24 protein-coding genes and 1 tRNA gene are annotated in these 22,269 nt (G+C 56.3%); 15 read left to right on the forward strand and 10 right to left on the reverse strand.

Annotation, left to right across the window (positions count from 1 at the left end):
• Positions 1-52 precede the first annotated feature (52 nt).
• Both BAR1_RS17860 and BAR1_RS03375 read right to left on the reverse strand, forming a co-directional pair.
• Positions 53-958: a hypothetical protein gene (locus tag BAR1_RS17860; protein ID WP_162891655.1), complete on the reverse strand. Its 906-nt coding sequence runs from the start codon at positions 956-958 to the stop codon at positions 53-55.
• Positions 942-1,679 carry a hypothetical protein gene (locus tag BAR1_RS03375; protein WP_118941710.1) on the reverse strand — a complete coding sequence of 246 codons (738 nt, stop codon included), beginning with the start codon at positions 1,677-1,679 and terminating at the stop codon, positions 942-944. Before BAR1_RS03375 ends, BAR1_RS17860 begins: the two co-directional genes overlap by 17 nt.
• 85 nt (positions 1,680-1,764) lie before the next feature.
• Between BAR1_RS03375 and BAR1_RS03380 the strand changes: the two genes are divergently transcribed.
• The 9 genes from BAR1_RS03380 (at position 1,765) to BAR1_RS03415 (ending at position 8,676) form a co-directional block, all read left to right on the forward strand.
• The gene (locus BAR1_RS03380) at positions 1,765-2,379 is read left to right on the forward strand and encodes a (d)CMP kinase (RefSeq protein WP_118941711.1); all 615 of its coding nucleotides are present in this window, start codon (positions 1,765-1,767) and stop codon (positions 2,377-2,379) included.
• A 5-nt stretch (positions 2,380-2,384) separates the two neighbouring features.
• Positions 2,385-2,738 carry a hypothetical protein gene (locus tag BAR1_RS03385; protein ID WP_118941712.1) on the forward strand — a complete coding sequence of 118 codons (354 nt, stop codon included), beginning with the start codon at positions 2,385-2,387 and terminating at the stop codon, positions 2,736-2,738.
• Positions 2,739-2,984: 246 nt separating this feature from the next.
• On the forward strand, positions 2,985-4,670 hold the full coding sequence (gene rpsA, locus BAR1_RS03390) for a 30S ribosomal protein S1 (RefSeq protein WP_267128385.1): 1,686 nt from the start codon (positions 2,985-2,987) through the stop codon (positions 4,668-4,670).
• A gap of 301 nt (positions 4,671-4,971) precedes the next feature.
• On the forward strand, positions 4,972-5,253 hold the full coding sequence (gene ihfB / locus BAR1_RS03395; RefSeq protein WP_118941714.1) for an integration host factor subunit beta: 282 nt from the start codon (positions 4,972-4,974) through the stop codon (positions 5,251-5,253).
• A 15-nt stretch (positions 5,254-5,268) separates the two neighbouring features.
• Positions 5,269-5,619, forward strand: a complete 351-nt coding sequence (locus BAR1_RS03400; protein WP_118941715.1) for a LapA family protein — start codon at positions 5,269-5,271, stop codon at positions 5,617-5,619.
• Positions 5,620-5,637: 18 nt separating this feature from the next.
• Positions 5,638-6,291, forward strand: coding sequence for a phosphoribosylanthranilate isomerase (locus BAR1_RS03405; protein ID WP_118941716.1), 654 nt, complete (start codon positions 5,638-5,640; stop codon positions 6,289-6,291).
• Entirely contained in the window at positions 6,288-7,517 is a 1,230-nt protein-coding gene (gene trpB / locus BAR1_RS03410; RefSeq protein WP_118941717.1) for a tryptophan synthase subunit beta, read from the forward strand. Before BAR1_RS03405 ends, trpB begins: the two co-directional genes overlap by 4 nt.
• Before the next feature lie 188 nt (positions 7,518-7,705).
• Positions 7,706-8,149, forward strand: a complete 444-nt coding sequence (locus tag BAR1_RS17865) for a hypothetical protein (RefSeq protein WP_162891613.1) — start codon at positions 7,706-7,708, stop codon at positions 8,147-8,149.
• A gap of 32 nt (positions 8,150-8,181) precedes the next feature.
• Positions 8,182-8,676 carry a helix-turn-helix transcriptional regulator gene (locus BAR1_RS03415; RefSeq protein WP_228408712.1) on the forward strand — a complete coding sequence of 165 codons (495 nt, stop codon included), beginning with the start codon at positions 8,182-8,184 and terminating at the stop codon, positions 8,674-8,676.
• Between the two features lie 36 nt (positions 8,677-8,712).
• Here BAR1_RS03415 and BAR1_RS03420 read toward each other — a convergent pair whose 3' ends face one another.
• Positions 8,713-9,096 (reverse strand): DUF2237 family protein, encoded by a 384-nt coding sequence (locus BAR1_RS03420; RefSeq protein ID WP_118941718.1) that lies wholly within the window; start codon positions 9,094-9,096, stop codon positions 8,713-8,715.
• A gap of 158 nt (positions 9,097-9,254) precedes the next feature.
• Here BAR1_RS03420 and BAR1_RS03425 point away from each other — a divergent pair.
• From BAR1_RS03425 to BAR1_RS03435, 3 genes are all read left to right on the forward strand, one after another.
• Positions 9,255-9,328: transfer RNA gene (locus tag BAR1_RS03425), tRNA-Gly, on the forward strand.
• 100 nt (positions 9,329-9,428) lie between these two features.
• Positions 9,429-11,222: an ABC transporter transmembrane domain-containing protein gene (locus BAR1_RS03430; RefSeq protein WP_118941719.1), complete on the forward strand. Its 1,794-nt coding sequence runs from the start codon at positions 9,429-9,431 to the stop codon at positions 11,220-11,222.
• Between the two features lie 94 nt (positions 11,223-11,316).
• Positions 11,317-13,212: an acyl-CoA synthetase gene (locus BAR1_RS03435; protein ID WP_118941720.1), complete on the forward strand. Its 1,896-nt coding sequence runs from the start codon at positions 11,317-11,319 to the stop codon at positions 13,210-13,212.
• Between the two features lie 88 nt (positions 13,213-13,300).
• Here the strand turns inward: BAR1_RS03435 and cpaB are convergent, their stop codons facing one another.
• The 4 genes from cpaB to BAR1_RS03455 all read right to left on the reverse strand — a co-directional run bounded on the left by cpaB (position 13,301) and on the right by BAR1_RS03455 (position 15,140).
• On the reverse strand, positions 13,301-14,188 hold the full coding sequence (gene cpaB / locus BAR1_RS03440; RefSeq protein WP_118941721.1) for a Flp pilus assembly protein CpaB: 888 nt from the start codon (positions 14,186-14,188) through the stop codon (positions 13,301-13,303).
• Positions 14,189-14,344: 156 nt separating this feature from the next.
• Positions 14,345-14,533 carry a hypothetical protein gene (locus BAR1_RS03445; RefSeq protein WP_118941722.1) on the reverse strand — a complete coding sequence of 63 codons (189 nt, stop codon included), beginning with the start codon at positions 14,531-14,533 and terminating at the stop codon, positions 14,345-14,347.
• Positions 14,534-14,717: 184 nt separating this feature from the next.
• Positions 14,718-14,906 carry a hypothetical protein gene (locus BAR1_RS03450; RefSeq protein ID WP_118941723.1) on the reverse strand — a complete coding sequence of 63 codons (189 nt, stop codon included), beginning with the start codon at positions 14,904-14,906 and terminating at the stop codon, positions 14,718-14,720.
• 45 nt (positions 14,907-14,951) lie between these two features.
• A complete protein-coding gene (locus BAR1_RS03455) occupies positions 14,952-15,140 on the reverse strand; it encodes a hypothetical protein (RefSeq protein ID WP_118941724.1) in 189 nt (62 codons plus the stop codon).
• Positions 15,141-15,497: 357 nt separating this feature from the next.
• On the opposite strand from BAR1_RS03455, the gene BAR1_RS03460 reads away from it, so the two are divergent.
• From BAR1_RS03460 to BAR1_RS03470, 3 genes are read left to right on the forward strand one after another with little or no spacing between them, the layout of a single operon-like run.
• Positions 15,498-16,355 carry a lytic transglycosylase domain-containing protein gene (locus BAR1_RS03460; protein ID WP_118941725.1) on the forward strand — a complete coding sequence of 286 codons (858 nt, stop codon included), beginning with the start codon at positions 15,498-15,500 and terminating at the stop codon, positions 16,353-16,355.
• Positions 16,348-17,784, forward strand: coding sequence for a UbiA family prenyltransferase (locus BAR1_RS03465; protein WP_118941726.1), 1,437 nt, complete (start codon positions 16,348-16,350; stop codon positions 17,782-17,784). Before BAR1_RS03460 ends, BAR1_RS03465 begins: the two co-directional genes overlap by 8 nt.
• Positions 17,769-18,992, forward strand: coding sequence for a CaiB/BaiF CoA transferase family protein (locus BAR1_RS03470; protein WP_118941727.1), 1,224 nt, complete (start codon positions 17,769-17,771; stop codon positions 18,990-18,992). Before BAR1_RS03465 ends, BAR1_RS03470 begins: the two co-directional genes overlap by 16 nt.
• Positions 18,993-19,101: 109 nt before the next feature.
• On the opposite strand, the gene BAR1_RS03475 is transcribed toward BAR1_RS03470, so the two are convergent.
• Genes BAR1_RS03475 through BAR1_RS03485 form a run of 3 tightly spaced genes read right to left on the reverse strand, consistent with a single transcriptional unit; the run spans position 19,102 to position 22,137 of the window.
• The gene (locus tag BAR1_RS03475; RefSeq protein WP_118941728.1) at positions 19,102-19,839 is read right to left on the reverse strand and encodes an SDR family oxidoreductase; all 738 of its coding nucleotides are present in this window, start codon (positions 19,837-19,839) and stop codon (positions 19,102-19,104) included.
• Positions 19,836-21,149, reverse strand: coding sequence for an FAD-binding oxidoreductase (locus BAR1_RS03480; RefSeq protein WP_118941729.1), 1,314 nt, complete (start codon positions 21,147-21,149; stop codon positions 19,836-19,838). The genes BAR1_RS03475 and BAR1_RS03480 overlap by 4 nt, the downstream gene beginning before the upstream one ends.
• Complete coding sequence (locus BAR1_RS03485) at positions 21,130-22,137, reverse strand: lysylphosphatidylglycerol synthase transmembrane domain-containing protein (RefSeq protein ID WP_118941730.1); 1,008 nt, start codon at positions 22,135-22,137, stop codon at positions 21,130-21,132. Before BAR1_RS03485 ends, BAR1_RS03480 begins: the two co-directional genes overlap by 20 nt.
• Positions 22,138-22,269 lie beyond the last annotated feature (132 nt).

Consider the following 22,269-nt stretch of genomic DNA (forward strand, 5'->3'; position numbering starts at 1 on the left):
TGTTCGCGGGTTAAGATATTATATATACTCGCGGAGCATAAGTTGCGCAGGGTTATTTGCCAGTGATGGCGTGGCCGATTTCGCGATATGCGTCCAGAACCGGTGCGGGCAAGTTGCGTGCGCCAATTTCCCAGTCACCATCGATGCCACCCGCCCAAGTATAGCCGACCAGCGCGGCGATATCGCCACGGCTTTTGGCGTAGGCGTAATAGGCACGGGCGACGTTTGCCATATTATCCGGAGCCAGCCCTGCACGGGTGTGGTGCGGTGTGTGATGCGCATCCATCACCATAACCAGCGCCTGATCCGGCGACAGCATGGCGGCGGCACGGTTCAGATAAGCGGGGTAGCGCGGTTCAAGCGCGGGATCGGCTACGGTGTAGGCATTGAACCCCCAATACTGGATGTTGCGGGCAATCGGGGCGGGGCCATTCGGGGAATAGGCCTCGATCACCATGATCGGGGTTTCAGGATAGAGGGTGCGCAGGGTAAGCGCTGCATTCTCCAGATCGGCAAGGGGCAGGTGGCGGCGGGTCGGTTCATCCGCAAGGTAAAAGATCAGACCACTGGCGGGGACGCCGCTTTGGTTGATGGCCTGTTGCAGCATTTGTAGTAAGGTGCCGCGTTGGACGTTTGGCTGGAGGCGCCCGTTCTGTTCGCTGAAAAAGACCGGTTCGATGTAAAACAACGGGGTGAACTGGCGGGCGGACTGATGCAGCCTTTGGGCGGTAGTCTGCGTGTTATCGGCAATGCAGACCTGATTGAGGTTGGTGAAACCGGCAACTTCATCGGTGTAATCGGTCTTTACGATATCATCATGCGGATCATCCAGACCGCAATTCACAGCGGCAAAGCCGAAATATTCGAGCGGTGTGTCGCCATAGGCCGGCAGGCCGGTGGCAAGGAGTAGCGCGAATATGATGGCGGGGTTTTTCAGGATTCTACTCCTCTTCCGCATTCATGTTGAGCCATATTCTGGCATAAGCTTCGCCCATGCATTCCTCATTATCAATTGTGTTGGCCCAGTGGGGAATGACGGTTTGGATGTTGCAGGTGGTTTCGGCCAGATCAATCCGCAGCCGATGTTGGCGTTCCAGCAGGCTGTAGTACCGGTGGCTGGTTAAAGCATCATTGCTGAAATCGGATGACCCGGGGACAGCGTTCAGTTTTTCATAAAACGCGGTGTGGGCGGCGCTTTCCCAATACTCGCGGCCTTTATCAATAATTTCGGCGCATTCGATGTAGTTGATGCCGCAGGATATGTCGGTGTTGTGGCTGGTGGGGATACTGTTTCGCTCGATATTGCGGGCGATTTTCTCGATACAGGAATTTTCGGGCACCTCGCGAATATCAACCTCTTCCAGCCGGCCCAGCATCTCGCAGCGTTCAAGAGTGGCGATGTTCAGTCGGTCGGCCGGGAAACCGGCATCCTTAAAGGCCGTCACACAGCCTTCGACGTTGGCTGTTTGGCATTCGTCCAAAGCGTATGCAATTTCGCGGCGCAGGGTATAGCTGGCGGTAAGGACGTCCTGGCACTTGCGATAAAGGTTTTCGGACGGGGTGCTGATACAGTCATCAAACTGTTTGTGCAGATCGAAAGCAAACGGTGTGAGTTGGGTATCGGCACGCGGTGCTGTGGCGGTCAGGCAAAGGGCGAGGATCATCAGGATACGGGTCATAATGCACTACTTTTTCAAAATTGCTTTTTCTTGGGGGCATTGGGGAATAGAAAGGGGGAAATGTCCAGAGCAGGGATGACAAGCAATGAGTTTCACAGTGGCAATCGACGGGCCGGCGGCCTCGGGCAAGGGGACGATATCGCGTGCGGTGGCGGACCATTTCGGCTTTGCCCATCTGGATACGGGGTTGTTGTATCGGGCCGTTGGGCGCAAGGTTTTGGACGGGGTTGATCCGGTTCAGGCCGCAAAGGCATTACAGGCCGAAGATTTGCAAGGCGATGATTTGCGCACATCCAAAGTGGCGCAAGCGGCCAGCAAGGTGGCGGTGATCCCCGAGGTGCGGCAGGCGTTGCTGGATTTCCAGCGGGCCTTTGCGATGCGTAGCGGCGGCGCGGTGCTGGACGGGCGCGATATTGGCACGGTGATTTGCCCCGGGGCGCAGGTGAAGCTGTTTGTCACGGCTTCTGATGCGGTGCGGGCAGAGCGGCGTTATCTGGAGCTGTCCACCAAGGGGCAGGATGTGACCCGCGACGGGGTGCTGGAAGATTTACGCGCCCGTGACAAACGGGATCGGGAGCGGGACGCGGCGCCGTTGGTGGCGGCGGAGGATGCGGTGGTTCTGGACACCAGCGAGATGTCGATTGACGAGGCTGTGGCCAAAGCGGTGGCGGTGATTGAAGCGCGTATTGCAGCGGGTTGAGTGGTATGGCAGTTGATACGGGAAGTGGTGAAATCATTGTCCATCGCGGTGGCGGTTTTGTGGACGGGGCGCGGGCTTATAAAATCGTTATCGACGGTATTGTTTCCGGTAAAATTTCCAAAAAAGGCACGCTGCGGTTGAAGGTTCCGGCCGGCGGACACGAGGTGGTCGCGCGGGTGGACTGGTGTGGCTCACCCCCGGTTCGGTTGTCTTTGAAACCTGGCGAGGTGGTCGAACTGGGGGTCGTGAATGGATACGGGCTGTGGAAGATAGCGCTGGGCGCGATGTTCATTCTGCCGGGGATTTACATGTTTACGGTCGGGGCCAACAGATACCTGAAACTGGGGGTGATCGGCTGAGGCGGTATTCGGCAGGCGAAACTTGCCGCCGCCCCTTGCGTTACAGGCGTTCCCGCCCTATATAGCGCGGGTCGAAGGGCCGTCAGAGCCATAGCACATGATACGAGCAGGGTCGGGATTAACCTCCGGCCCTTTAGTATTATGTGGTTTTGTGTTGGGGCATCCCGATTCGACCAACGTCAACCTGAAAGACCGGCGGAGCCAACCGCGCGGCCAGTAACATAAACGTAAGGAAACCGAGACCACATGGCTCACTCAGCATCTATGGAGGACTTCGAAGCCCTCTTGAACGAAAGCTTCGAAATTGACACACCCAAAGAAGGGTCTGTCGTAAAAGGCAAAGTTATCGCAATCGAAAGCGGTCAGGCCATCATCGACGTAGGCTATAAAATGGAAGGCCGCGTCGACATCAAAGAATTCGCAAATCCCGGTGAAGAACCCGAAATCGCCGTTGGCGACGAAGTAGAAGTATTTCTGCGTCAGGTCGAGAACTCCAAGGGCGAGGCTGTTCTCAGCCACGAAATGGCCCGTCGCGAGGCCGCCTGGGATCGTCTGGAAAAAGCATACGCTGACGAAGAACGCGTTGACGGTGCCATCTTTGGCCGCGTCAAAGGCGGCTTTACGGTTGATCTGGGCGGCGCTGTTGCGTTCCTGCCAGGATCGCAAGTCGACGTGCGCCCCGTGCGTGATGCCGGTCCGCTGATGGGTCTGAAGCAGCCGTTCCAGATTTTGAAAATGGACCGTCGTCGTGGCAACATCGTTGTATCGCGTCGTGCTATCCTTGAAGAATCCCGTGCCGAACAGCGCGCCGAGGTTATCGGCAAACTGGCCGAAGGGGATACCATCGAAGGTGTGGTCAAGAACATCACCGAATACGGTGCCTTTGTTGATCTGGGCGGTGTTGACGGGCTGTTGCACGTTACCGACATGGCATGGCGTCGTGTGAACCACCCGTCCGAGATCCTGACAATCGGCGAAACAATCACCGTTCAGGTTATCAAGATCAACAAGGAAACCCACCGCATCAGCCTTGGCCTGAAACAGCTGCAGGATGATCCCTGGTCGCTGGTCGAAGGCAAATTCCCGCTGGAATCTGTGCACACTGGCCGTGTGACCAACATCACCGACTATGGCGCATTCGTCGAACTGGAGCCGGGTGTCGAAGGTTTGGTTCACGTTTCCGAAATGTCCTGGACCAAGAAAAACGTCCACCCGGGCAAGATCGTTTCCACCTCGCAAGAAGTCGAAGTCATGGTTCTGGAAATCGACAGCGCCAAGCGCCGCGTTTCCCTTGGCCTGAAACAGACCCAGCGCAATCCGTGGGAAGTGTTTGCAGAAACACACCCTGCCGGCACCGAAGTCGAGGGCGAAGTCAAGAACATCACCGAATTCGGTCTGTTCATTGGTCTGGACGGCGACATCGACGGCATGGTCCACCTGTCGGATCTGACATGGGAAGGCCGTGGCGAAGACGTGATTGGCGACTACCACAAAAACGACGTGGTCAAAGCGGTTGTCACCGAAGTTGATGTTGAAAAAGAACGCATTTCCCTGTCGATCAAGGCCCTGGACGGTGATCCGTTCGAAGGTGCGACCGATGGAGTGAAGCGCGGTTCGATCATCACTGTCGAAGTAACCTCGATCGAGGATGGCGGCATCGAAGTGACATATGAAGGCATGAAATCCTTCATCCGCCGTTCTGACCTGTCACGCGATCGTGCGGAACAGCGCCCCGAGCGCTTCCAGGTTGGCGACAAGATCGACGTTCGCGTCACCAATATCGACGCAAAAACCCGCCGTTTGGGTCTGTCGATCAAAGCCCGCGAGATCGCCGAAGAGAAAGAGGCCGTGGCACAATACGGTTCCTCCGATTCAGGCGCATCACTGGGTGACATTCTGGGCGCAGCCCTGAAGGGTGACGAAGAAAAATAAACCCGCTACGGGTAACAAGATTTGGGCGGCCCTGTGTGATGCAGGGCCGCCTTTTTTGTGCGAATCGGCAGTTGCTTGCAAATGGCGGCGGGCGCCGTAATGCGGGTGGCAAACCCGAAAAAGGGCCTTCCGCGACGTAATATCGCTCTAAATCAGCGCATTAGCCTGATATTTTCTTCTGATTGGCGCTGCTATTTGTTTCTCAAATGAAAAATTTCCGCTTATAGTCGGTGGGATAGTCGCGCATCAGCTGCCTTTGCAAAGCTATCTGCAAAAACTTTATTCTCGGGGGACGGAACGGATGATCAGATCAGAGTTGGTTCAGAAAATTGCGGATGAAAATCCACATCTTTATCAACGGGACGTCGAACGCATCGTCAACACCATCTTCGAAGAAATAATCGACGCGATGGCTGCGGGAAACCGTGTTGAACTGCGTGGTTTCGGTGCCTTCTCGGTGAAAAAGCGCGACGCGCGGATCGGTCGCAATCCACGCACCGGCGAATCCGTTAAGGTCGAGGAAAAACATGTGCCGTTCTTCAAGACCGGCAAACTGTTGCGGGACCGTCTGAACGGTAAATAATCGGGGTTCATTCCCATGCGTTACATTCGATATGCTTTTATTCTGACCCTTGCGGTCTGTTTGCTGACGATTGCGATGGCCAATCGCGGTTCGGTCACGCTGCACCTGCTGCCCGAAGAGCTGGCAGGGTTCGCCCTGTTGCCCAATACGCTGGAATTGCCGCTGTTCGTGGTGATTTTCGGCGGGATCATTGCCGGTTTGCTGATCGGTTTCATCTGGGAATGGTTCCGCGAATACAGAATCCGCGCCGAGGCCATGCGTGCACAGCGGACCGTGAAAAAGCTGGAACGCGAAGTGGGGCGTTTGAAGGGTGACAAAGCCGACGACAAGGACGAAATCCTTGCCCTGCTTGAGAAGAGCGCCTGAACAGGCTAAAGCCCCTTTATGGCAAATGAAACCAAAGTCAAAATCTGCGGGTTAGGCACGCCGCACCATGTTGCTGCGGCTGTCGCTGCGGGGGCGGGGTATCTGGGATTTGTGTTTTTCCCGAAATCGCCGCGTAATATCAGCATTGCGCAGGCCCGCGATCTGGCGGTGGATGTGCCAATCGGCGTGGCCAAGGTGGCGCTGGTGGTGAATGCCGATAATGCCACGCTGGATGCCATTCTGGAGGCTGTGCCGCTGGACATGTTGCAGTTGCACGGATCGGAGACTGTCGAAAGGGTGGCCGAGGTAAAGCAACGCTACGGGTTGCCGGTGATGAAGGCCGTAGGGGTTGCCGATGAAAGTGATCTGGCGGCGCTGGATGAATACGGGCTGGTGGCCGATCAGTTGCTGGTGGATGCAAAGCCGCCCAAGGGCGCGGATTTGCCCGGCGGTAACGGCTTGGCGTTTGACTGGCGTTTAATTGCCAACCGGCGCTGGTTTGCGCCGTGGATGCTGGCCGGCGGATTGACCGCCGCCAATGTGGCCGAGGCGGTGCGCCTGACGGGTGCGCGGCAGGTGGATGTTTCCTCGGGCGTGGAAAACGCGCCGGGGGTAAAGGATGAAGAATTGATCGCAGGCTTTATCAGGGCCGCGCAGGGAGAAGCAGGATGACCGACCGGATTAACAGCTATAAAACAGGCCCCGACGAAAACGGCCGCTTTGGTAATTTCGGCGGGCGGTTTGTGTCCGAAACCCTGATGCCGCTGATCCTGTCGCTGGAAGAACAATACGAACGCGCCAAGACGGACGAAAGTTTCTGGGCCGAGATGAATGATCTGTGGACCCATTACGTTGGTCGCCCCAGCCCATTGTATTTTGCCGAACGGCTGACCGAACATCTGGGCGGGGCAAAAATTTATCTGAAGCGGGATGAATTGAACCACACTGGCGCGCACAAGATCAACAATGTGCTGGGCCAGATCATTCTGGCACGCCGCATGGGCAAAACCCGTATCATCGCCGAAACCGGCGCGGGACAGCACGGGGTGGCAACGGCCACGGTTTGCGCAAAATTCGGGTTGAAGTGCGTTATTTATATGGGCGCGCATGATGTAGAGCGCCAATCCCCCAATGTGTTCCGGATGAAGCTGCTGGGGGCCGAGGTTGTGGCCGTGACCTCGGGTCGTGGCACGCTGAAGGATGCAATGAATGACGCGATGCGCGACTGGGTGACCAATGTGGACGATACATTCTATTGCATCGGCACAGTGGCCGGCCCGCACCCCTATCCGGCGATGGTGCGTGATTTTCAGGCGATCATCGGCAAGGAGGCCAAAGAACAGATGCAAGCCGCCGAGGGGCGTCTGCCCGATACTTTGATTGCGGCCATCGGTGGTGGCTCGAATGCAATGGGGCTGTTTTTTCCGTTTCTGGATGACGAAAGCGTCAACATCATCGGGGTCGAGGCCGGCGGCAAGGGCGTGAACGCCAAGATGGAGCATTGCGCATCCTTGACCGGCGGTCGTCCTGGGGTGCTGCATGGCAACCGCACCTATCTGTTGCAGGACGATGACGGGCAGATTCTGGAAGGGTTCTCGATTTCGGCCGGACTGGATTACCCCGGTATCGGCCCCGAACACAGCTGGCTGCATGATATTGGTCGTGCGCAATATGTGTCGATCACCGATGTCGAAGCGCTGGAGGCGTTCCAGTTGAGTTGCCAGCTGGAAGGCATTATTCCGGCGCTGGAGCCCAGTCACGCGCTGGCTCATGTGATGAAAATTGCACCCGATTTACCCAAGGATCACCTGATCTGCATGAACATGTGTGGCCGTGGCGACAAGGATATTTTCACCGTGGCCAAGGCGCTGGGTGTGGATATGGATACGGGGGCGTAGGCACCACATAACGGGCTAAACTTTGGTTTACTCCGTGAAAGAACGGTCTGTATAAACCCGCGGTCAATACTTATTGTGCCGTTTAGGCCTATATACCAAGGTAGAGAAAGGATACGGGGGTATGCCTTTCGTGATATGCCCTTTGGAGGGGGCATCCTTAAAACGGCGTAGGGTGAAGAGGTTTCAAAATGTTGAAACGGATCATATTTATTCTTGTTCTTGCCATGGCCTTGCCTATGGCCCAGCAGGTTTTGGCCAATCCGATTGCAGATAGCGCTGTGTCACAGTTACGCAAACAGGGGTACAATGATATTCAGGTCAAGCGAACACTGCTGGGACGGATTCGGATTACTGCCACCAACGAGACCTATACACGAGAACTGGTTATCCACCCGATCACCGGAGAAATCATGCGGGATAGATGGTCGACAAATGCCCAATCCGCAAATACGCCTGATCCGATTGCAATCAATCCAGAAGGCAACGGTGGTGACGGCGACAGTGATGGCGACGGTGATGGCGACGGTGATGGTGACGGCGGTGATGGCGAAGGCGGTGACGGTGATGGTGATGGTGACGGCGGTGATAGTGACGGCGGTGAAGGCGGCGATGGCGAAAGCGATCATGACTAATAGCAGCAATTGCTTGAAAAGGAATATTTTGCGTGTCGGATAAGAATCTCATCCTGATTGCCCTGATCATTCAGGTTGTTTGTTCCGTGTTTTTCATTACCGATATGGCCTCGACTGTCTTTGGTCTGTCCCTGATGCCAACCAGTTGGATGCTGTACGAGTTGATGGAGATCTCGGCCGCTTTGGGGCTGGTCATCGGTTCAATCGTCAGTGCGATCGCCCTGCGTCGTGCCTCCAAACGTCGGCAGCGGCTGGAAACACAGCTAAAGGCGGCGTCCGGTGCATTTATGGAAATGCTGAATGAAAAGCTGGCCGAATGGGGGCTGACACCGGCCGAGCAGGACGTGGCGTTGTTTGCCATAAAAGGGTTTTCCACCCGCGAGATTTCGGAAATGCGCAATACGTCCGAAGGGACGATCAAGGCCCAGACCAATGCGATTTACCGCAAGGCGGGCGTCAGCGGGCGGCCACAGTTGTTAAGCCTGTTTATTGACGATCTGATGGGGGATGCGCTGATTGCTGAATAGGGCGCTTTGCCCCGCTGCCAGTATCCCCGTTTATATTCAATTCAGGCGTTCCCGAAAATCATGCTTTTCAAGCAGCTCCAGCGGGACAATCTCCAGCGCCCGTTTGTGCGTCGCCGACAGGTTGACCTTGGGGGCGCAATCTTCATCAACAGCCTGCAAAAATCGGCTGGCGCAGAGGCACCATTGATCACCGGCCTTCAGACCCTTGAAATTGAATTCCGGGCGGGGTGTGGATAAATCGTTTCCCAGATATTTGGAAAAGGCCAAAAATTCATCCGTCATGATGACACAGACCGTATGGCTGCCTTTGTCCTGATTGCAGGTATTGCAGGCCCCGTCCCGAAAGAAACCTGTTAACGGGTCCAGCGAGCAGGGGGCAAGGGTTTTGCCATAGACATTCACAGAGGGGTGCTTTTCCATTTCCGGCTCCAGTATTCGGGTTCAATCCATGTATAACCTAAAACCATCCTCAATTCTGCCCTGAATTCGCGTCCCCCGCCGGTAAGAGCGGATTTGCAGTTGCCCGCGATAGCCGCTTGACCATACCCTGCCAATCCAATAGTAATCGCCACCTGTAAGCGGGCGTTGTGTAGTGGTAAGACCTTAGCCTTCCAAGCTAATGACGCGGGTTCGATTCCCGCCGCCCGCTCCAGACAATCCGGTATCAACCACCTGTGACGATCCACCACTTGTTCCGCACGCGTCAAAGCCTTATGACGCAATCCTGAACATGCGAATAAGGACGGATTAATATGGCACGCGGTACGACTCCTGACATGGATAAACGCGAGAAATCCAAAAAGGTCAGTGCGCTGTCCGGTTTGGTCCCGTTCCTGCGCCCCTACAAGCTGATGGTGGTTCTGTCCGGTATTGCCTTGGTGTTCACCGCGACAATTTCGCTGATTCTGCCAATGGCCGTGCGCCGCGTGGTCGACGGGTTCAGCGAAGACAATACCGCCCTGCTGGATCAGTATTTCGGCGCCGCACTGGCGATTGCTGCCGCATTGGCTGTTGGCACAGGCTTGCGGTATTATCTGGTGACACGTCTTGGCGAACGGGTGGTTGCGGATATGCGCAAGGCGGTGTTTGACCGTGTGATCACCCTTAGCCCCGCATTTTATGAACGCATCATGACCGGTGAAATCCTGTCGCGGATCACCACGGATACCACGGTGATCCAATCTGTAATCGGCTCTTCCGTTTCGGTTGCCCTGCGCAATGTGCTGCTGTTGTTCGGTGGCATGGCACTGATGCTGTATACCAGTGCAAAATTGACCGGTCTGGTATTGCTGATCGTGCCCGCCGTGATCATCCCCATAATCGTTCTGGGGCGCCGTCTGCGTAAACTAAGCCGCGAAAATCAGGACTGGATTGCCGCCAGTTCCGGTTCGGCCTCGGAATCCTTGGGCGCGGTGCAAACCGTTCAGGCCTTTACACAGGAAAAGGCCACGGCGGGCGGGTTTGATGATGTCACCGAAAAAGCCTTTACCGCTGCCAGCCGCCGGATCGGCACCCGTGCGGTTATGACCATGATCGTGATCTTCCTGATCTTTAGCGGGGTTGTAGGGGTGTTGTGGATTGGTGCACGCGATGTGCAATCCGAAGTAATGACGCCGGGCCAGTTGGTGCAATTCCTGATCTACGCGATTCTGGTTGCAGGTGCCGTCGGGGCCTTGTCGGAAATCTGGGGTGAATTGCAGCGCGCTGCAGGTGCCACCGAGCGGTTGATCGAGCTGCTGGAAACCGAGGATACAGTCAAGGATCCGGCCCGGCCCGTTCCTTTGCCAAGCCCCGCCAAGGGCGCAATCATCTTCGAGGATGTCAGCTTTTATTATCCGGCCCGGCCTGAACATGCCGCCCTGAACGGGATTTCGGTCGATATCAAAGCCGGTGAAACCGTGGCGCTGGTTGGGCCATCCGGTGCGGGCAAGTCAACCATCATCCAATTGCTGCTGCGGTTCTATGATCCGAAAACCGGCCGCATCACGATTGACGGTGTGAACCTGCGCGATATGGCGCGCGGTGATTTCCGGCAGGCGATTGCACTGGTGCCGCAAGATCCGGTGATCTTTGCCACATCCGCGCGTGAAAACATTCGCTTTGGCCGCCCTGGTGCGACCGACGCCGAAGTGGAAGAGGCCGCCAAGGCCGCCGCTGCGCATGACTTCCTGACCGCATTGCCGGAAGGGTATGAAACCTATGTCGGCGAACGCGGTGTGATGCTGTCCGGCGGGCAAAAGCAGCGTATCGCCATCGCGCGGGCCATTTTGCGTGACGCGCCTATTCTACTGCTGGACGAGGCAACCTCGGCGCTGGATGCGGAATCCGAACGCGCGGTGCAACAGGCAGTCGAACGCATGGCTGCAGACCGCACAACATTGATTGTGGCGCACCGTTTGGCGACGGTGAAAAAGGCCGATCGCATTCTGGTATTCGAAAACGGGCAGATCGTGGCCGAGGGTAGCCATAAGGATCTGGTCACCCAAGGCGGGCTGTATGCACGGCTGGCGAAACTGCAATTCACCGATGGAATCGCAGCCGAATAGGGTTTTTCCGCTGCGTAGCCCTTGCGTGTTGCGCTGTTTACACCCATTTTCCCCTGTAACAAGTTCTGCACAACGCAGACATAGGGAGGAATGAATGACACGTTTTGCGACTTTGGATGATGTTCAGGCGATTGTAAAAGAGGGCGCTTGGGCAGACCGTGATCTACCTCAAACCATGTATCAGTTCCTGACCCGGGTGGCGGAAAAACATGGTAACCACAATGCGGTATCGTTTCAGATTACATCCGGCCCGACAGACAGGGCGGAAACCCTGACATGGCGCGGGCTGCATACCAAAGTAGTGCAAGCGGCAAATATGTTCCGCGGTATGGGCATCGGCGAAGATGATGTGGTGGCCTATATGCTGCCCAACAGTAATGAAACGGTAATAACCATGCTGGCGGGATCAATCGCTGGCATCGTCAACCCGATCAACCCCTTGCTGGACGCTGAACAGATTGCCTCGATCCTGCGGGAAACCGGTGCCAAGGTTCTGGTGACGCTAAAATCCTTTCCCAAAACCGATGTGGCGCAAAAGGCCGCCGAGGCTGTCGCACTGGCCCCGAATGTCAAAACCGTGGTCGAGGTGGATTTGCTGCGCTACCTTTCCCCGCCCAAAAGCTGGATCGCAGGATTGATCCGGCCGAAAAACCCTGTGAAGCACAACGCGCGGGTTGTGAATTTCACAAAGGAAATGTCACGCCAGAACACCACGCTGGATTTTTCGGATTCTGAGGGGGATCGGGTGGGGGCCTATTTCCACACCGGTGGCACCACCGGCATGCCAAAGGTCGCGCAGCACAAATATTCCGGTATGATCTATAACGGCTGGCTGGGTGATACCCTGCTGTTCGACGAAAACGACACGCTGATCTGTCCACTACCGCTGTTCCATGTTTTCGCAGTGCAGGTGGTGCTGATGGCGGTGATCGCATCGGGCGCGCATGTGGTGTTCCCGACACCTGCGGGTTATCGCGGGGACGGGGTGTTCGACAACTTCTGGAAGCTGATCGAACGCTACAAGGTGACATTCGTTATCACCGTTCCCACCGCCATTGCCGCGCTGATGCAGCGGCCCGTGGATGCGGATGTGTCCAGCCTGAAAACCGCCTTTTCCGGCTCGGCCCCGCTGCCGGTTGAATTGTTCAACCGGTTTGAAAAAACCACAGGTGTCAATCTGGTCGAAGGTTATGGTCTGACCGAGGCAACCTGCCTTGTGGCAATCAACCCGCTGGATGGTGAGAAGAAGATCGGCTCGGTCGGATTGCCGTTCCCTTATACGGATGTGCGTATTCTGGATTCCGCCGAGGACGGAACGGTTAAGAAAGAATGTGGCGTTGACGAGGTTGGCGAGATTTGCGTTTTCAACCCCGGCGTTTTCCCGGGAAATACCTATACCGAAGCGCCGAAAAATGTTGGCCTTTATGCGGATGAAAAATATCTGCGAACGGGTGATCTGGGCCGGTTGGATGCAGATGGTTATTTGTGGATCACAGGCCGCGCCAAGGATCTGATCATACGCGGTGGCCACAACATTGATCCGGCCGAGATTGAAGAGGCATTGGCAGGTCATCCTGCCGTCGCCTTTGCCGGTGCGATCGGGCAGCCTGACAGCTTTGCCGGTGAATTGCCTTGCGTCTATGTCGAGCTGGTGGACGGGGCGACTGCGACTGTCGAGGAACTGATGGAATATGCCAAAAAGAATGTTCACGAGCGCGCCGCACGTCCTAAGTATCTGGAAATTCTGGACGAGTTGCCGAAAACAGCGGTTGGTAAAGTGTTCAAACCCGATCTGCGCAAGCGGGCAATCGTGCGGGTGTATAATGACGCCCTGAACAAAGCAGGGCTGGCCGCCGAAGTTATCCGTGTTGTTGACAGTAAGAAACGCGGACTGGTTGCACAGGTTGCCAAAACCGGAGATGTCGATGAAGCGTCGGTGGCTCACTTGCTAGGTGAATACACGCGCCCATGGGAATGGGTCGAGGACTAATCCAGCAGCAGCAAGATTGTTAAAAACAACGGCCCGGCATGACTGGTGAACAGATCATACCGGGCCGTTTTTCAGAATATCGGAAAGATTACTGCTTTGGGCAGGTATATTCGACTTCTATCCGCTCTGTACCTCTGCGTACAACGCGGTAGCATTTTTCCGGCTCTTTTGCTTCTTCAACAACAGGCGCATCTTCAATATCCAGCAATGTTGTCTGGTCTACCTCGATACTGCTGTCAATGACCGTGGCATCGCCAACACCAACCAGCGACAGGGACAATCGGCCCGTCGATTGGGCCTGTGCAAGTGAAGCAACCTGTTGCGGTGTTGCCTCGACTGTGACAGTGCGCGCGATGTTGGCATCACCAATGTCATCATTGGCGGATTGGTCAATCGCAATAAGGGCAACCCCTGATTCAATCAGCTTTGTGATATTGCCGCCGGCATTTCTGTTTGGCGGACGTCCGGTCCAATATACATCGACATTATCCCCTGGGCGCAAGAAGCCGGAAACACCACTGCTGGCGTCAACCTTGATCGCAAAAGCGCGCATCCCGGGGGACAGACGCGATGTGATACCCGCGTCTTTGCCCGGCGCGGTCACCTTGATGGCTAGAACCGGTTCGCCCGCTTCCATTGTACGCAGAACCGCGCGCAATTTATCACTATCTTTGGGGAACAGGTCTTCACCCGGTTTGCCATCTTCTGTTTCGGCTGCGGGGAAGGTGAAAACGCCATCGGGCAAGGAATCTACCGGCCATTGTTGAAGGCGGACATCATCTTTTGTCAGTTTGCTACCATAGGTGACTTTGTTTTTTACGACAAAAACATTGACGGTTTCAACCATGCTGTTTGCAATAGCTTCAAGCCGTTGTTTTTCAGCCTGATAATCGCTGAAATAACCTTTGGTCATATAAACGGCAAAACCGGCCAGTCCCAATCCTAAAATCAGAACCAAACCAAAAACCATTCGCATGATGTATCCTTTCGCTTCCTATGCTTTGTGGGCATATAATCTATTACCAATCACATCAATAGACAATGATTGCGGCAATAACGTGAACAAAAGGCGGGTTTTCTTTGGAAGCTCAGAAACGTTGTCGCCTTGGTATTAGGCGAGGGTGCGATCCGATTAGAATGTTGGGTCTACACCGGCTGCATCAAGGACTGAACCGATAGCAACTGTTTTGTCTTCTACCTTTGGGCGAAGCACCAAAACAACGGCCAGACCAAGTCCTGCAATTGCAGCAGTGAGCACAACCCAATCAACGGTGACAGCCCCATCTTCAGATTTAGTGAATTCGATTAGAGTATTCAGCATGTCCGTCTCCGTGTGCCCATCTTATGGTTGTGTGGTTTTTTAAAAACTACCGTTGCACTGTGTTCAAAATGTGGAAGCAGGAAGGAATAAAACAGGCATGCATTAAACTGGATCTTCCCTACCAGCCAAAGAAAAACCGCGCCCGGTAAGGGACGCGGTTTAACAATTCTCGAAAAACTTCGGCTTAGAAGTTTGTGGAAACAGTCATGCTGTCCATAGCCGAGCCGATTTTGTTTGTCAGTGTTTCTGTCTTGCCTTTGATCAGCGACAGAACAGCAAGGCCCAGGCCAACAACAGCAGCGGTCAGAACAACCCAGTCAACGGTTACAGCGCCAGATTCGTTAGCAGCAAAGTTTTTGATAGTGTTCAACATTTTATTCATCCTTGGTTTAAGTTTGTTTGTAGTGGTATCGTGGAATTAGAAGTTTGTGGAAACAGACATGCTGTCCATGGCCGAGCCGATTTTGTTTGTCAGGGTTTCTGTTTTGCCCTTGATCAGCGACAGCACAGCAAGGCCCAGGCCCACAACAGCAGCAGTCAGAACAACCCAGTCAACGGTTACAGCGCCAGATTCGTTAGCAGCAAAGTTTTTGATAGTGTTCAGCATTTTATTCATCCTTGGTTAGCGATCTAAATTGTTACTCATTCCTATGCGGGTTGTTCGGCGTTCTGTTGTTTGCCTATGTCCGCGTCGGGATGGGTATATATAGCCGCCTGAATGGGGCGAGAATTTGGCAGGTATCGTACAAATTTAAGCTATCGTTAATATTTTCTCTATTTTATGCATAAGTGTATGAAATAATTAAGAATATTATGGTTAATAAATTTTGATTTTGCGAAAGTTTTTGTGATTGTGTGTGAATTTGGGCGGATTTTCTCTGGATTCGGGCGGAATATCTGGCTTTCGGCCCATTTATTTGCGACAGTGAATCAATAATATTCTCGAGGCAGAGCAGGAATCCGCATGAAGCGGCGCTTCGTAACATTAATAGTGACTGCCGCTGTGTTTCTCGCGGCTCAGGTGCAGGCGGATACGCCGGCACCCTATCCCTCTTTTACCTTTAAACGAGTCGGGCTGCCGGGTAAATCAGGCGGGGGCCGTATAAAGGTCCAGATCGATCCTGTGGCACAACGCGAGGCCTTGCGTGTGACCAAGCATACAGAACCCGAGGAAACAAAAGCCCCTGATGCAGTGCCGGATACACCCACGGTATTATCAGGGCTTGATTGGTATTGGATCGGCGTTTCCCCAAAACTGGAAGATTCCAGCCCCGGGCGATTGGATATCGCGGTTTCTTATCTGGACAAAGGGCCCGAGGGGAAAACCGTTCCCGCACCGCGTTTGCAAAAAATGCAGGATATCGCCGAAAAATACGGTGTCGATATTCTGAAGGCCACAATCGGCACAGATGTTTCCCCTGCACTGGTGTTGGCTGTGATCGGTATTGAATCGGCGGGCAATCGCAATGCCGTCAGTTCGGCGGGCGCGTCGGGTCTGATGCAATTGATGCCCGATACGGCCAAACGCTTTGGTGTCGAAGATGCGACGATTGCCGAACAGAATATCAAAGGCGGCGTTGCCTATCTGGATTGGCTGATGAAAAAGTTCAATCGTGACCCGGTACTGGTTCTGGCCGGTTATAACGCGGGCGAGGGGGCTGTGATCAAAAACGGGGGCGTTCCACCCTATGCGGAAACGCGCGCCTATGTCCCCAAAGTGCTGGCCGCATGGAAAGTGGCGCGCGGCCTGTGTATAACGCCGCCGGAACTGGTGACCGACGGCTGTGTCTTTGCCGTTAGGGGGCTTGCATCCAATGACTGACAACAAACCGCTGGTGCTGGATGTCGATGGCACCTTCCTGAACACCGACATGTTGTTCGAGAATTTCTGGGCCGGCCTGGGCCAAGCGCCAATCGCGACCCTGAAAATCTGTGCCACGCATTTTCGCTCGCCGGCCCGCCTGAAACAGGAACTGGCCGCGCTGGTGACAATGCGCACCGATTTGTTGCCGGTTAATCCGCAGATCAAAGCCGTTGCCGAAGAAACGCTGTCGTCAGGGCGCGAGGTGGTGCTGGCCTCGGCTTCTGATCAGGTGCTGGTCGAACAATTGGCCAAGGACCACGGGTTAAGCCCGCGCAGCTTTGCTTCGGACGGGCGCACGAACCTGAAAGGCGACGCCAAGGCCGATGCGCTGGTGCAGGCCTATGGCGAAGGCGGCTTCCATTATGCCGGCGATAATAAGGTGGACCGCGCCATCTGGCAGCATGCCGATGGTGTTCTGATTGTCGGAAACCACCCCAAACTGGCCTCGGAAATGACCGCAGCAGGGAAACAGGTTGCCGAATATCCCGCAGGCTGGAAGGCCCGCGATCTGATCCGCGCCTTGCGGCCGCACCAATGGGTGAAAAACGTCCTGCTGTTCCTGCCGGTTCTGGCGGCCCATAATTTCACCCCGTCGGTGATGCTGATGGTGCTGCTGGGGATGGTCGCATTTTCGGCGGCCGCGTCTTCCATATACATAGTGAATGACCTGCTGGATCTCGAGGCCGACCGCCTGCATGTCAAAAAACGCCACCGCCCCTTTGCGGCGGGTAAGGTTCCGATACGTGTTGGTATGATCACAAGCATTGGGTTGGCACTGTTGGCGCTAGGGATCGGTGTCTACCTTGGCTGGGCTTTTCTGCTGGTTGTTATACTGTATATGGCGCTGTCGCTGGCCTATTCCCTGCGCCTGAAACGGATGCGCTGGGTGGATATCGCGACACTGGCCAGCCTTTATACCCTGCGCGTGGTGGCCGGTGCGGCGGCCAGCGGCGTTGTTGCCTCGGGCTTTATGCTGGTCTTTATCTTTCCGGTGTTCATCACGCTGGGCTGTGTGAAGCGCCTGACCGAACTGACCCTTGCCACCTCGGACGAACGTCTGCCCGGGCGAGGGTATGGTCGCAAGGACCGCGAAGATTTGCTGAATGTCGGCGGTCTGGGCGTGGCTGGTGCGTTGGTGATTTTCTTCCTTTACAGTTTCAGCGAACAGGCCACGATGCTTTATCCCACCCGCTGGCTGCTGTGGGTCGGGTTGCTTCCGCTTGCATGGTGGCTGATCCGGATGCTGCGGCTGGGCTATCTGGGTAAACAGGATTACGACCCGATCGTTTTCGCCATGACCGACAAACGCGGTATCGGCATCCTGCTGATCCTGCTGTCGCTGATGTTCTATTCGGCAGGCCTGTGGCAGCAATGGCTCGGGTTTTGAGCGACAAGGCGAAATCCCCGCTTGCCGGCATCCGCGTGCTGGATGCCTCGACCTTCATCGCCGGCCCCTCCTGCGCCGCTCTGCTGGGGGAATTCGGGGCCGAGGTGATTAAGGTCGAACACCCCGTTGGCGGCGATCCTCTGCGCAGGCTGGGCACCGATAGCGGCTCTGATGGTCGTTCGCTGCTGTGGTTGAATGAGGGGCGCAATAAACGATCCGTCACCCTGAACCTGAAATCCGAGCGCGGGGCGGCGATGTTCCGTGATCTGGCGGCAAAATCGGATGTGGTGATCGAAAATTTCCGCCCCGGCACCTTTGATAAATGGGGTCTGTCGTTTGAAACCTTGCGCGCGGCGAACAAGGGTTTGATCATGCTGAAAGTGTCGGGATACGGGCAGGATGGCCCTTACCGCGACCTGCCCGGCTTTGCCCGCATTGCGCATGCAATGTCTGGCCTCAGCCACCTGACCGGCGAGGTGGACGGCCCGCCGCTGACCCCCGGCTCAACCTCTTTGGCCGATTACATGTCCGGGCTATACGGGGTGATCGGCATTCTGATGGCGCTGCGGGCGCGCGATGAATCGGGGCAGGGGCAGATGATTGATGTCGCCCTATATGAATCCGTGTTCCGCGCACTGGACGAAATCGCACCGGCACATGCGCTGACCGGTAAGGTGCGCGGGCGGCAGGGCATCCACACGGTTAACGCCTGCCCGCATGGGCATTTCCAGTGCAGCGACGGGAAATGGGTGGCGATTGCCTGCACCAATGACAAAATGTTTGTGCGGTTTTGCGCGGTGATGGCGCGTCCTGATCTGGCCACGCCGGACAAATACGCCACTGTGCAGGCCCGCATTGATGACGAGGTAACAGTCAATCGCATCGTGCAGGACTGGACCAATGCCCATACCCAAGCCGAGGTGCAGCAGGCGTGTAACGCGGGCGAAGTGCCCTGCGGCGCGGTTCTGTCGATCGAGGATATTGCCAATGATCCGCAATACGCTGCCCGCAAAACCCTGACCGATATGATGGTCGAAGGGGTGGGCACCCTGCCTTTCCCCTCTCCTTTGCCGCGCCTGTCGGAAACCCCCGGCAAGCTGGAAACGCTTGGCCCGAAGATGGGCGAAGGCAATGCCGAGATATATGGCAACCTGCTGGGGTTGTCCAAAGATGATCTGGAAATGTTACAAAACAAAGGCGTAATCTAACCCCACCTTTGTTCCGTGGGCTTTCGCCCGTTTTCGCCTGAAACGCTCCCCCGGAGCGTTTCTAGAACGGCTCAAACTCCCCGCCGGAGGCATAGAATCTCTTTGGTGCCTAGATCGACATCTTCTTGAAGATGAATTCAGGAATCGACCGGATAATCAGCATGATATAGCGCCAGAAAAACGGCGTGTAGATCACGTTGCGCTTTTTATCCACGGCCTTCAGAATATCCGCGGCCACCTTTTCGGGTGTGGCCACCAGAAACATCCCCTCGATGCCCCATGTCATGCCGGTATCGACAAATCCGGGTTTTACCGTCACCACATGGCCACCGGCCCGTGTCAAACGGTTGCGCAGACCCGACAGATAGGTCGCAAAGCCCGCCTTGGCCGCGCCATAAACATAGTTACCGATCCGCCCGCGATCCCCCGCGACCGACCCCACGCCGACCACGCAGCCACCGCCGCGCGCTTCCATTTCGGGTGCGATCCCTTGCAGGAATTCGGCAGGGCCGGTGAAACTGTCCTTCACCACCCCCTCGATCAGGGAGGGGTCAGCATCGATATCCTCTTGCGGCGGCATCGAGCCGACGAAAACGGCGACATTGATCATCCCGTCCTCGCGAAGCGCCCGTTTATAGATCGGCGCGAAACTCTCGCGTTTGCGGGCATCAAACTTTATCGCCTCGGCCACAGCCGCGCCGCGCTGGGCGCAATCGGCAGCACTGCGTTTCAGATCGTCCATGTCACGACCGGCCAGCAACACCCCGTCGCCCCGCTCTGCCACGGCCCGGGCAAAGGCTTTGGCCATTGATGATGTGGCCCCCAATATGATCCAGGTCTCGCTCATGATTTGCTCCTCAGATCCAGTCGGCGGATAATGTCGGTGATGTAATGCCCGTCAGGATCGGCTTTTTGTACCTCGGCCTGATAATCGGCAAATTCGGGATACATCGGTTTTACCTGTGGGCCTGTGGCGACGGAATCCTTGGCCAGATAAATCCGCCCGCCTGCCGCTTCGGTCATGTCGATCAGCGACTGGATCAGATCCTTGGCCCCTGTGCGGTTCGGGAAATCGACCGCCAGCGTGTAGCCTTCCATCGGAAAGGACATATAACCGCCGCGCCCCTCGCCCATGCGTTTGAGCACCGCCAGAGGCGAAGCAAGGCCGGAATTGGCAATCCTTTCCAGCATCTCGCGCAGGGCGTCGGCCTGTGCAATCGGCACCACGCACTGGAACTGGTGAAAGCCGCGTTTGCCATAAAGGCGGTTCCAATCGTGGATCGCATCCAGCGGAAAAAAGAAATCGGAGATCGGCTTCACAGTGGTGCGCCCCGATTTGGGCACGCGGCTGTAGTAAAGTTTATTGAACAGCCGCACCACAGGTTTGGACAGCGCAAACCCCGGCGCATTGAACGGTACCGAGCGCGATTTCTTCGGCTTTGGCACCAGCCCGGCGCCGGTTTCGCCCTCTTCCAGAATACCGCGCCCCAGATCGTCGCCCTTGGCCGTGGCGTCGATCCAGCCGACGGTATAGGTGGCCTTGGAGCCATCAAGCGCGGCCAGAAATTCATCCCATCCCTCGATCCGGCGTTCGGTCACCATCATCACATCGCCCTTGCAGGGGATCATCTGCAATTTGGCACTGGCGATCACACCGGTCTGGCCCAACCCGCCAACGGTGGCTTTGAGCAGGCCCGCGCTGCGTTTGGGGCTGATCACCTGTTTTTTGTCGCCGTTCAACAGGGTCAGGCTGATCACATGCTGGCCGAAACTGCCGATGCCGTGGTGGTTTTTGCCATGTACATCATTGGCAATACAGCCCGCCACCGTGGCAAAGCCCGTTCCGGGCATCACGGCAGGTAGCCATCCTTGTGGCGCAAACAGGCGGGCGAGTTCGCCGATCTGGCAGCCGCCTTCCACCTCGATCACACCGGTTTTTGCGTCAAATGACAAAACCCGATCCATCCGCGTCATATCAATCGCGTGGCCACCGTCGTTCAGGCAGGTATCGCCGTAAGAGCGGCACATGCCGATTGCGGGTGATGGTTCTTCGGCGATCAATGCCTCAAGCGTCGATTCACGTTCGGGTCGGGCCAGTTGCCCCGTTGCCCTGTGAACCCGGCCCCAGCCGGTATAATCAGCGGTTTTCCAGCGCATGTTGTGTCCTTACAGAAATACGTTCGGCAAACGGAAAGATGATCAGCCCGATGCCGATGGCGAACCACAGGGTTGTGATCCGGATGATTGCGGTGGCGGGCAGGCTGATTTCCAGCGGCACGCCTTCCATATGTAACAGGGCGACCATCGCCGCCTCGGCCCCGCCAACCCCGCCGGGTGAACCCGTGGCCCCACCGGCAAGTGTGGCAAAGACGAAAATGCCAACGGCCGACCACAGGCCGACATCGGCCCCCAGCCAACCCAGCAGCAGATAAAAGGAATAGCCCTCGGCCAGCCATCCGGCCAGTCCAAGCGCCAGTGCGGCCAGCATCACGGGGGCGTTTGAAAACTGTTTCAGGGAACGGGCGGCCATGCGCACGCGGCCGAACAGGCGTGGCCAGCGGCCCGTTGCCTTGTACATGTAAGTCACCAGACGGGTCAGCAGGGCGGGGCGCGTGGCGATGATGGCGACGATGATCGACACCACCACGACCGGCACCGCACCGGCGATCCCGCGGGTGGACATCGACAGCGCTACGCCCAGAATAACCGCTATCGCCGCCAGGTCCGAGGCCCGGTCCATCAGCACCAATGGGGCCGTGCGTTCCACCGCCCAGCCGGTTTCGCGTTTCAGCCAGCGCATTCGCACCAGTTCTCCCACGCGGCCGGGGGTGACGCTCATGGCGAACCCGCCCAGAAAATGGCGCATGTCCTGCAACAATCCGGTGGGCAGACCCAAGCGGCGGGCGAACATATGCCAGCGCAACCCGCGCAGCAGATAGTTGACCAGCGACAGGCCGAACAGAACCGCGACATAGGAAAGTGATAGCTTGGCCAGTTGCGCGCGGGTTTCTTCCCAACCCGTCGCGGCGGCCATACCGAACAGCCCCACAAGCATCAGCGCGAACAACCCGCCCAGAATCAGCACATCCTTCCAGCGCCGCGCGGGGCGGGGCAAGGGGGCAGGTTCGGGGGCTGTGCGTGTCATATCCATTAACCGCGATCTAGGCTTTAATTGGGGCGAGAATATGAAGCTGTTTCGCAAAAGGGAACAATGCTGTGGCGGTTTTGTGATAAAGTGACCCCGAAAGCGCGAAAAGCCCCGCAAATGCTGCGGGGC

The organism is Profundibacter amoris (genome assembly GCF_003544895.1).
Taxonomy (GTDB): Bacteria; Pseudomonadota; Alphaproteobacteria; order Rhodobacterales; family Rhodobacteraceae; genus Profundibacter; species Profundibacter amoris.

What these genes read in the sequence shown, in the direction of transcription:
- BAR1_RS03430 (WP_118941719.1), top strand. Translation starts at nt 9,429, where the DNA reads ATGGCACGCGGTACGACTCCTGACATGGATAAACGCGAGAAATCCAAA.
- BAR1_RS03435 (WP_118941720.1), top strand. Translation starts at nt 11,317, where the DNA reads ATGACACGTTTTGCGACTTTGGATGATGTTCAGGCGATTGTAAAAGAG.
- BAR1_RS03460 (WP_118941725.1), top strand. Translation starts at nt 15,498, where the DNA reads ATGAAGCGGCGCTTCGTAACATTAATAGTGACTGCCGCTGTGTTTCTC.
- BAR1_RS03470 (WP_118941727.1), top strand. Translation starts at nt 17,769, where the DNA reads ATGGCTCGGGTTTTGAGCGACAAGGCGAAATCCCCGCTTGCCGGCATC.
- BAR1_RS03385 (WP_118941712.1), top strand. Translation starts at nt 2,385, where the DNA reads ATGGCAGTTGATACGGGAAGTGGTGAAATCATTGTCCATCGCGGTGGC.
- BAR1_RS03445 (WP_118941722.1), bottom strand. Translation starts at nt 14,533, where the DNA reads ATGCTGAATACTCTAATCGAATTCACTAAATCTGAAGATGGGGCTGTC.
- cpaB (WP_118941721.1), bottom strand. Translation starts at nt 14,188, where the DNA reads ATGCGAATGGTTTTTGGTTTGGTTCTGATTTTAGGATTGGGACTGGCC.
- BAR1_RS03480 (WP_118941729.1), bottom strand. Translation starts at nt 21,149, where the DNA reads ATGCGCTGGAAAACCGCTGATTATACCGGCTGGGGCCGGGTTCACAGG.
- BAR1_RS03375 (WP_118941710.1), bottom strand. Translation starts at nt 1,679, where the DNA reads ATGACCCGTATCCTGATGATCCTCGCCCTTTGCCTGACCGCCACAGCA.
- BAR1_RS03380 (WP_118941711.1), top strand. Translation starts at nt 1,765, where the DNA reads ATGAGTTTCACAGTGGCAATCGACGGGCCGGCGGCCTCGGGCAAGGGG.
- ihfB (WP_118941714.1), top strand. Translation starts at nt 4,972, where the DNA reads ATGATCAGATCAGAGTTGGTTCAGAAAATTGCGGATGAAAATCCACAT.
- BAR1_RS03455 (WP_118941724.1), bottom strand. Translation starts at nt 15,140, where the DNA reads ATGCTGAACACTATCAAAAACTTTGCTGCTAACGAATCTGGCGCTGTA.
- BAR1_RS03400 (WP_118941715.1), top strand. Translation starts at nt 5,269, where the DNA reads ATGCGTTACATTCGATATGCTTTTATTCTGACCCTTGCGGTCTGTTTG.
- BAR1_RS03465 (WP_118941726.1), top strand. Translation starts at nt 16,348, where the DNA reads ATGACTGACAACAAACCGCTGGTGCTGGATGTCGATGGCACCTTCCTG.
- BAR1_RS03420 (WP_118941718.1), bottom strand. Translation starts at nt 9,096, where the DNA reads ATGGAAAAGCACCCCTCTGTGAATGTCTATGGCAAAACCCTTGCCCCC.
- BAR1_RS17860 (WP_162891655.1), bottom strand. Translation starts at nt 958, where the DNA reads ATGCGGAAGAGGAGTAGAATCCTGAAAAACCCCGCCATCATATTCGCG.
- trpB (WP_118941717.1), top strand. Translation starts at nt 6,288, where the DNA reads ATGACCGACCGGATTAACAGCTATAAAACAGGCCCCGACGAAAACGGC.
- rpsA (WP_267128385.1), top strand. Translation starts at nt 2,985, where the DNA reads ATGGCTCACTCAGCATCTATGGAGGACTTCGAAGCCCTCTTGAACGAA.
- BAR1_RS17865 (WP_162891613.1), top strand. Translation starts at nt 7,706, where the DNA reads ATGTTGAAACGGATCATATTTATTCTTGTTCTTGCCATGGCCTTGCCT.
- BAR1_RS03405 (WP_118941716.1), top strand. Translation starts at nt 5,638, where the DNA reads ATGGCAAATGAAACCAAAGTCAAAATCTGCGGGTTAGGCACGCCGCAC.
- BAR1_RS03450 (WP_118941723.1), bottom strand. Translation starts at nt 14,906, where the DNA reads ATGTTGAACACTATCAAAAACTTTGCTGCTAACGAATCTGGCGCTGTA.
- BAR1_RS03475 (WP_118941728.1), bottom strand. Translation starts at nt 19,839, where the DNA reads ATGAGCGAGACCTGGATCATATTGGGGGCCACATCATCAATGGCCAAA.
- BAR1_RS03485 (WP_118941730.1), bottom strand. Translation starts at nt 22,137, where the DNA reads ATGACACGCACAGCCCCCGAACCTGCCCCCTTGCCCCGCCCCGCGCGG.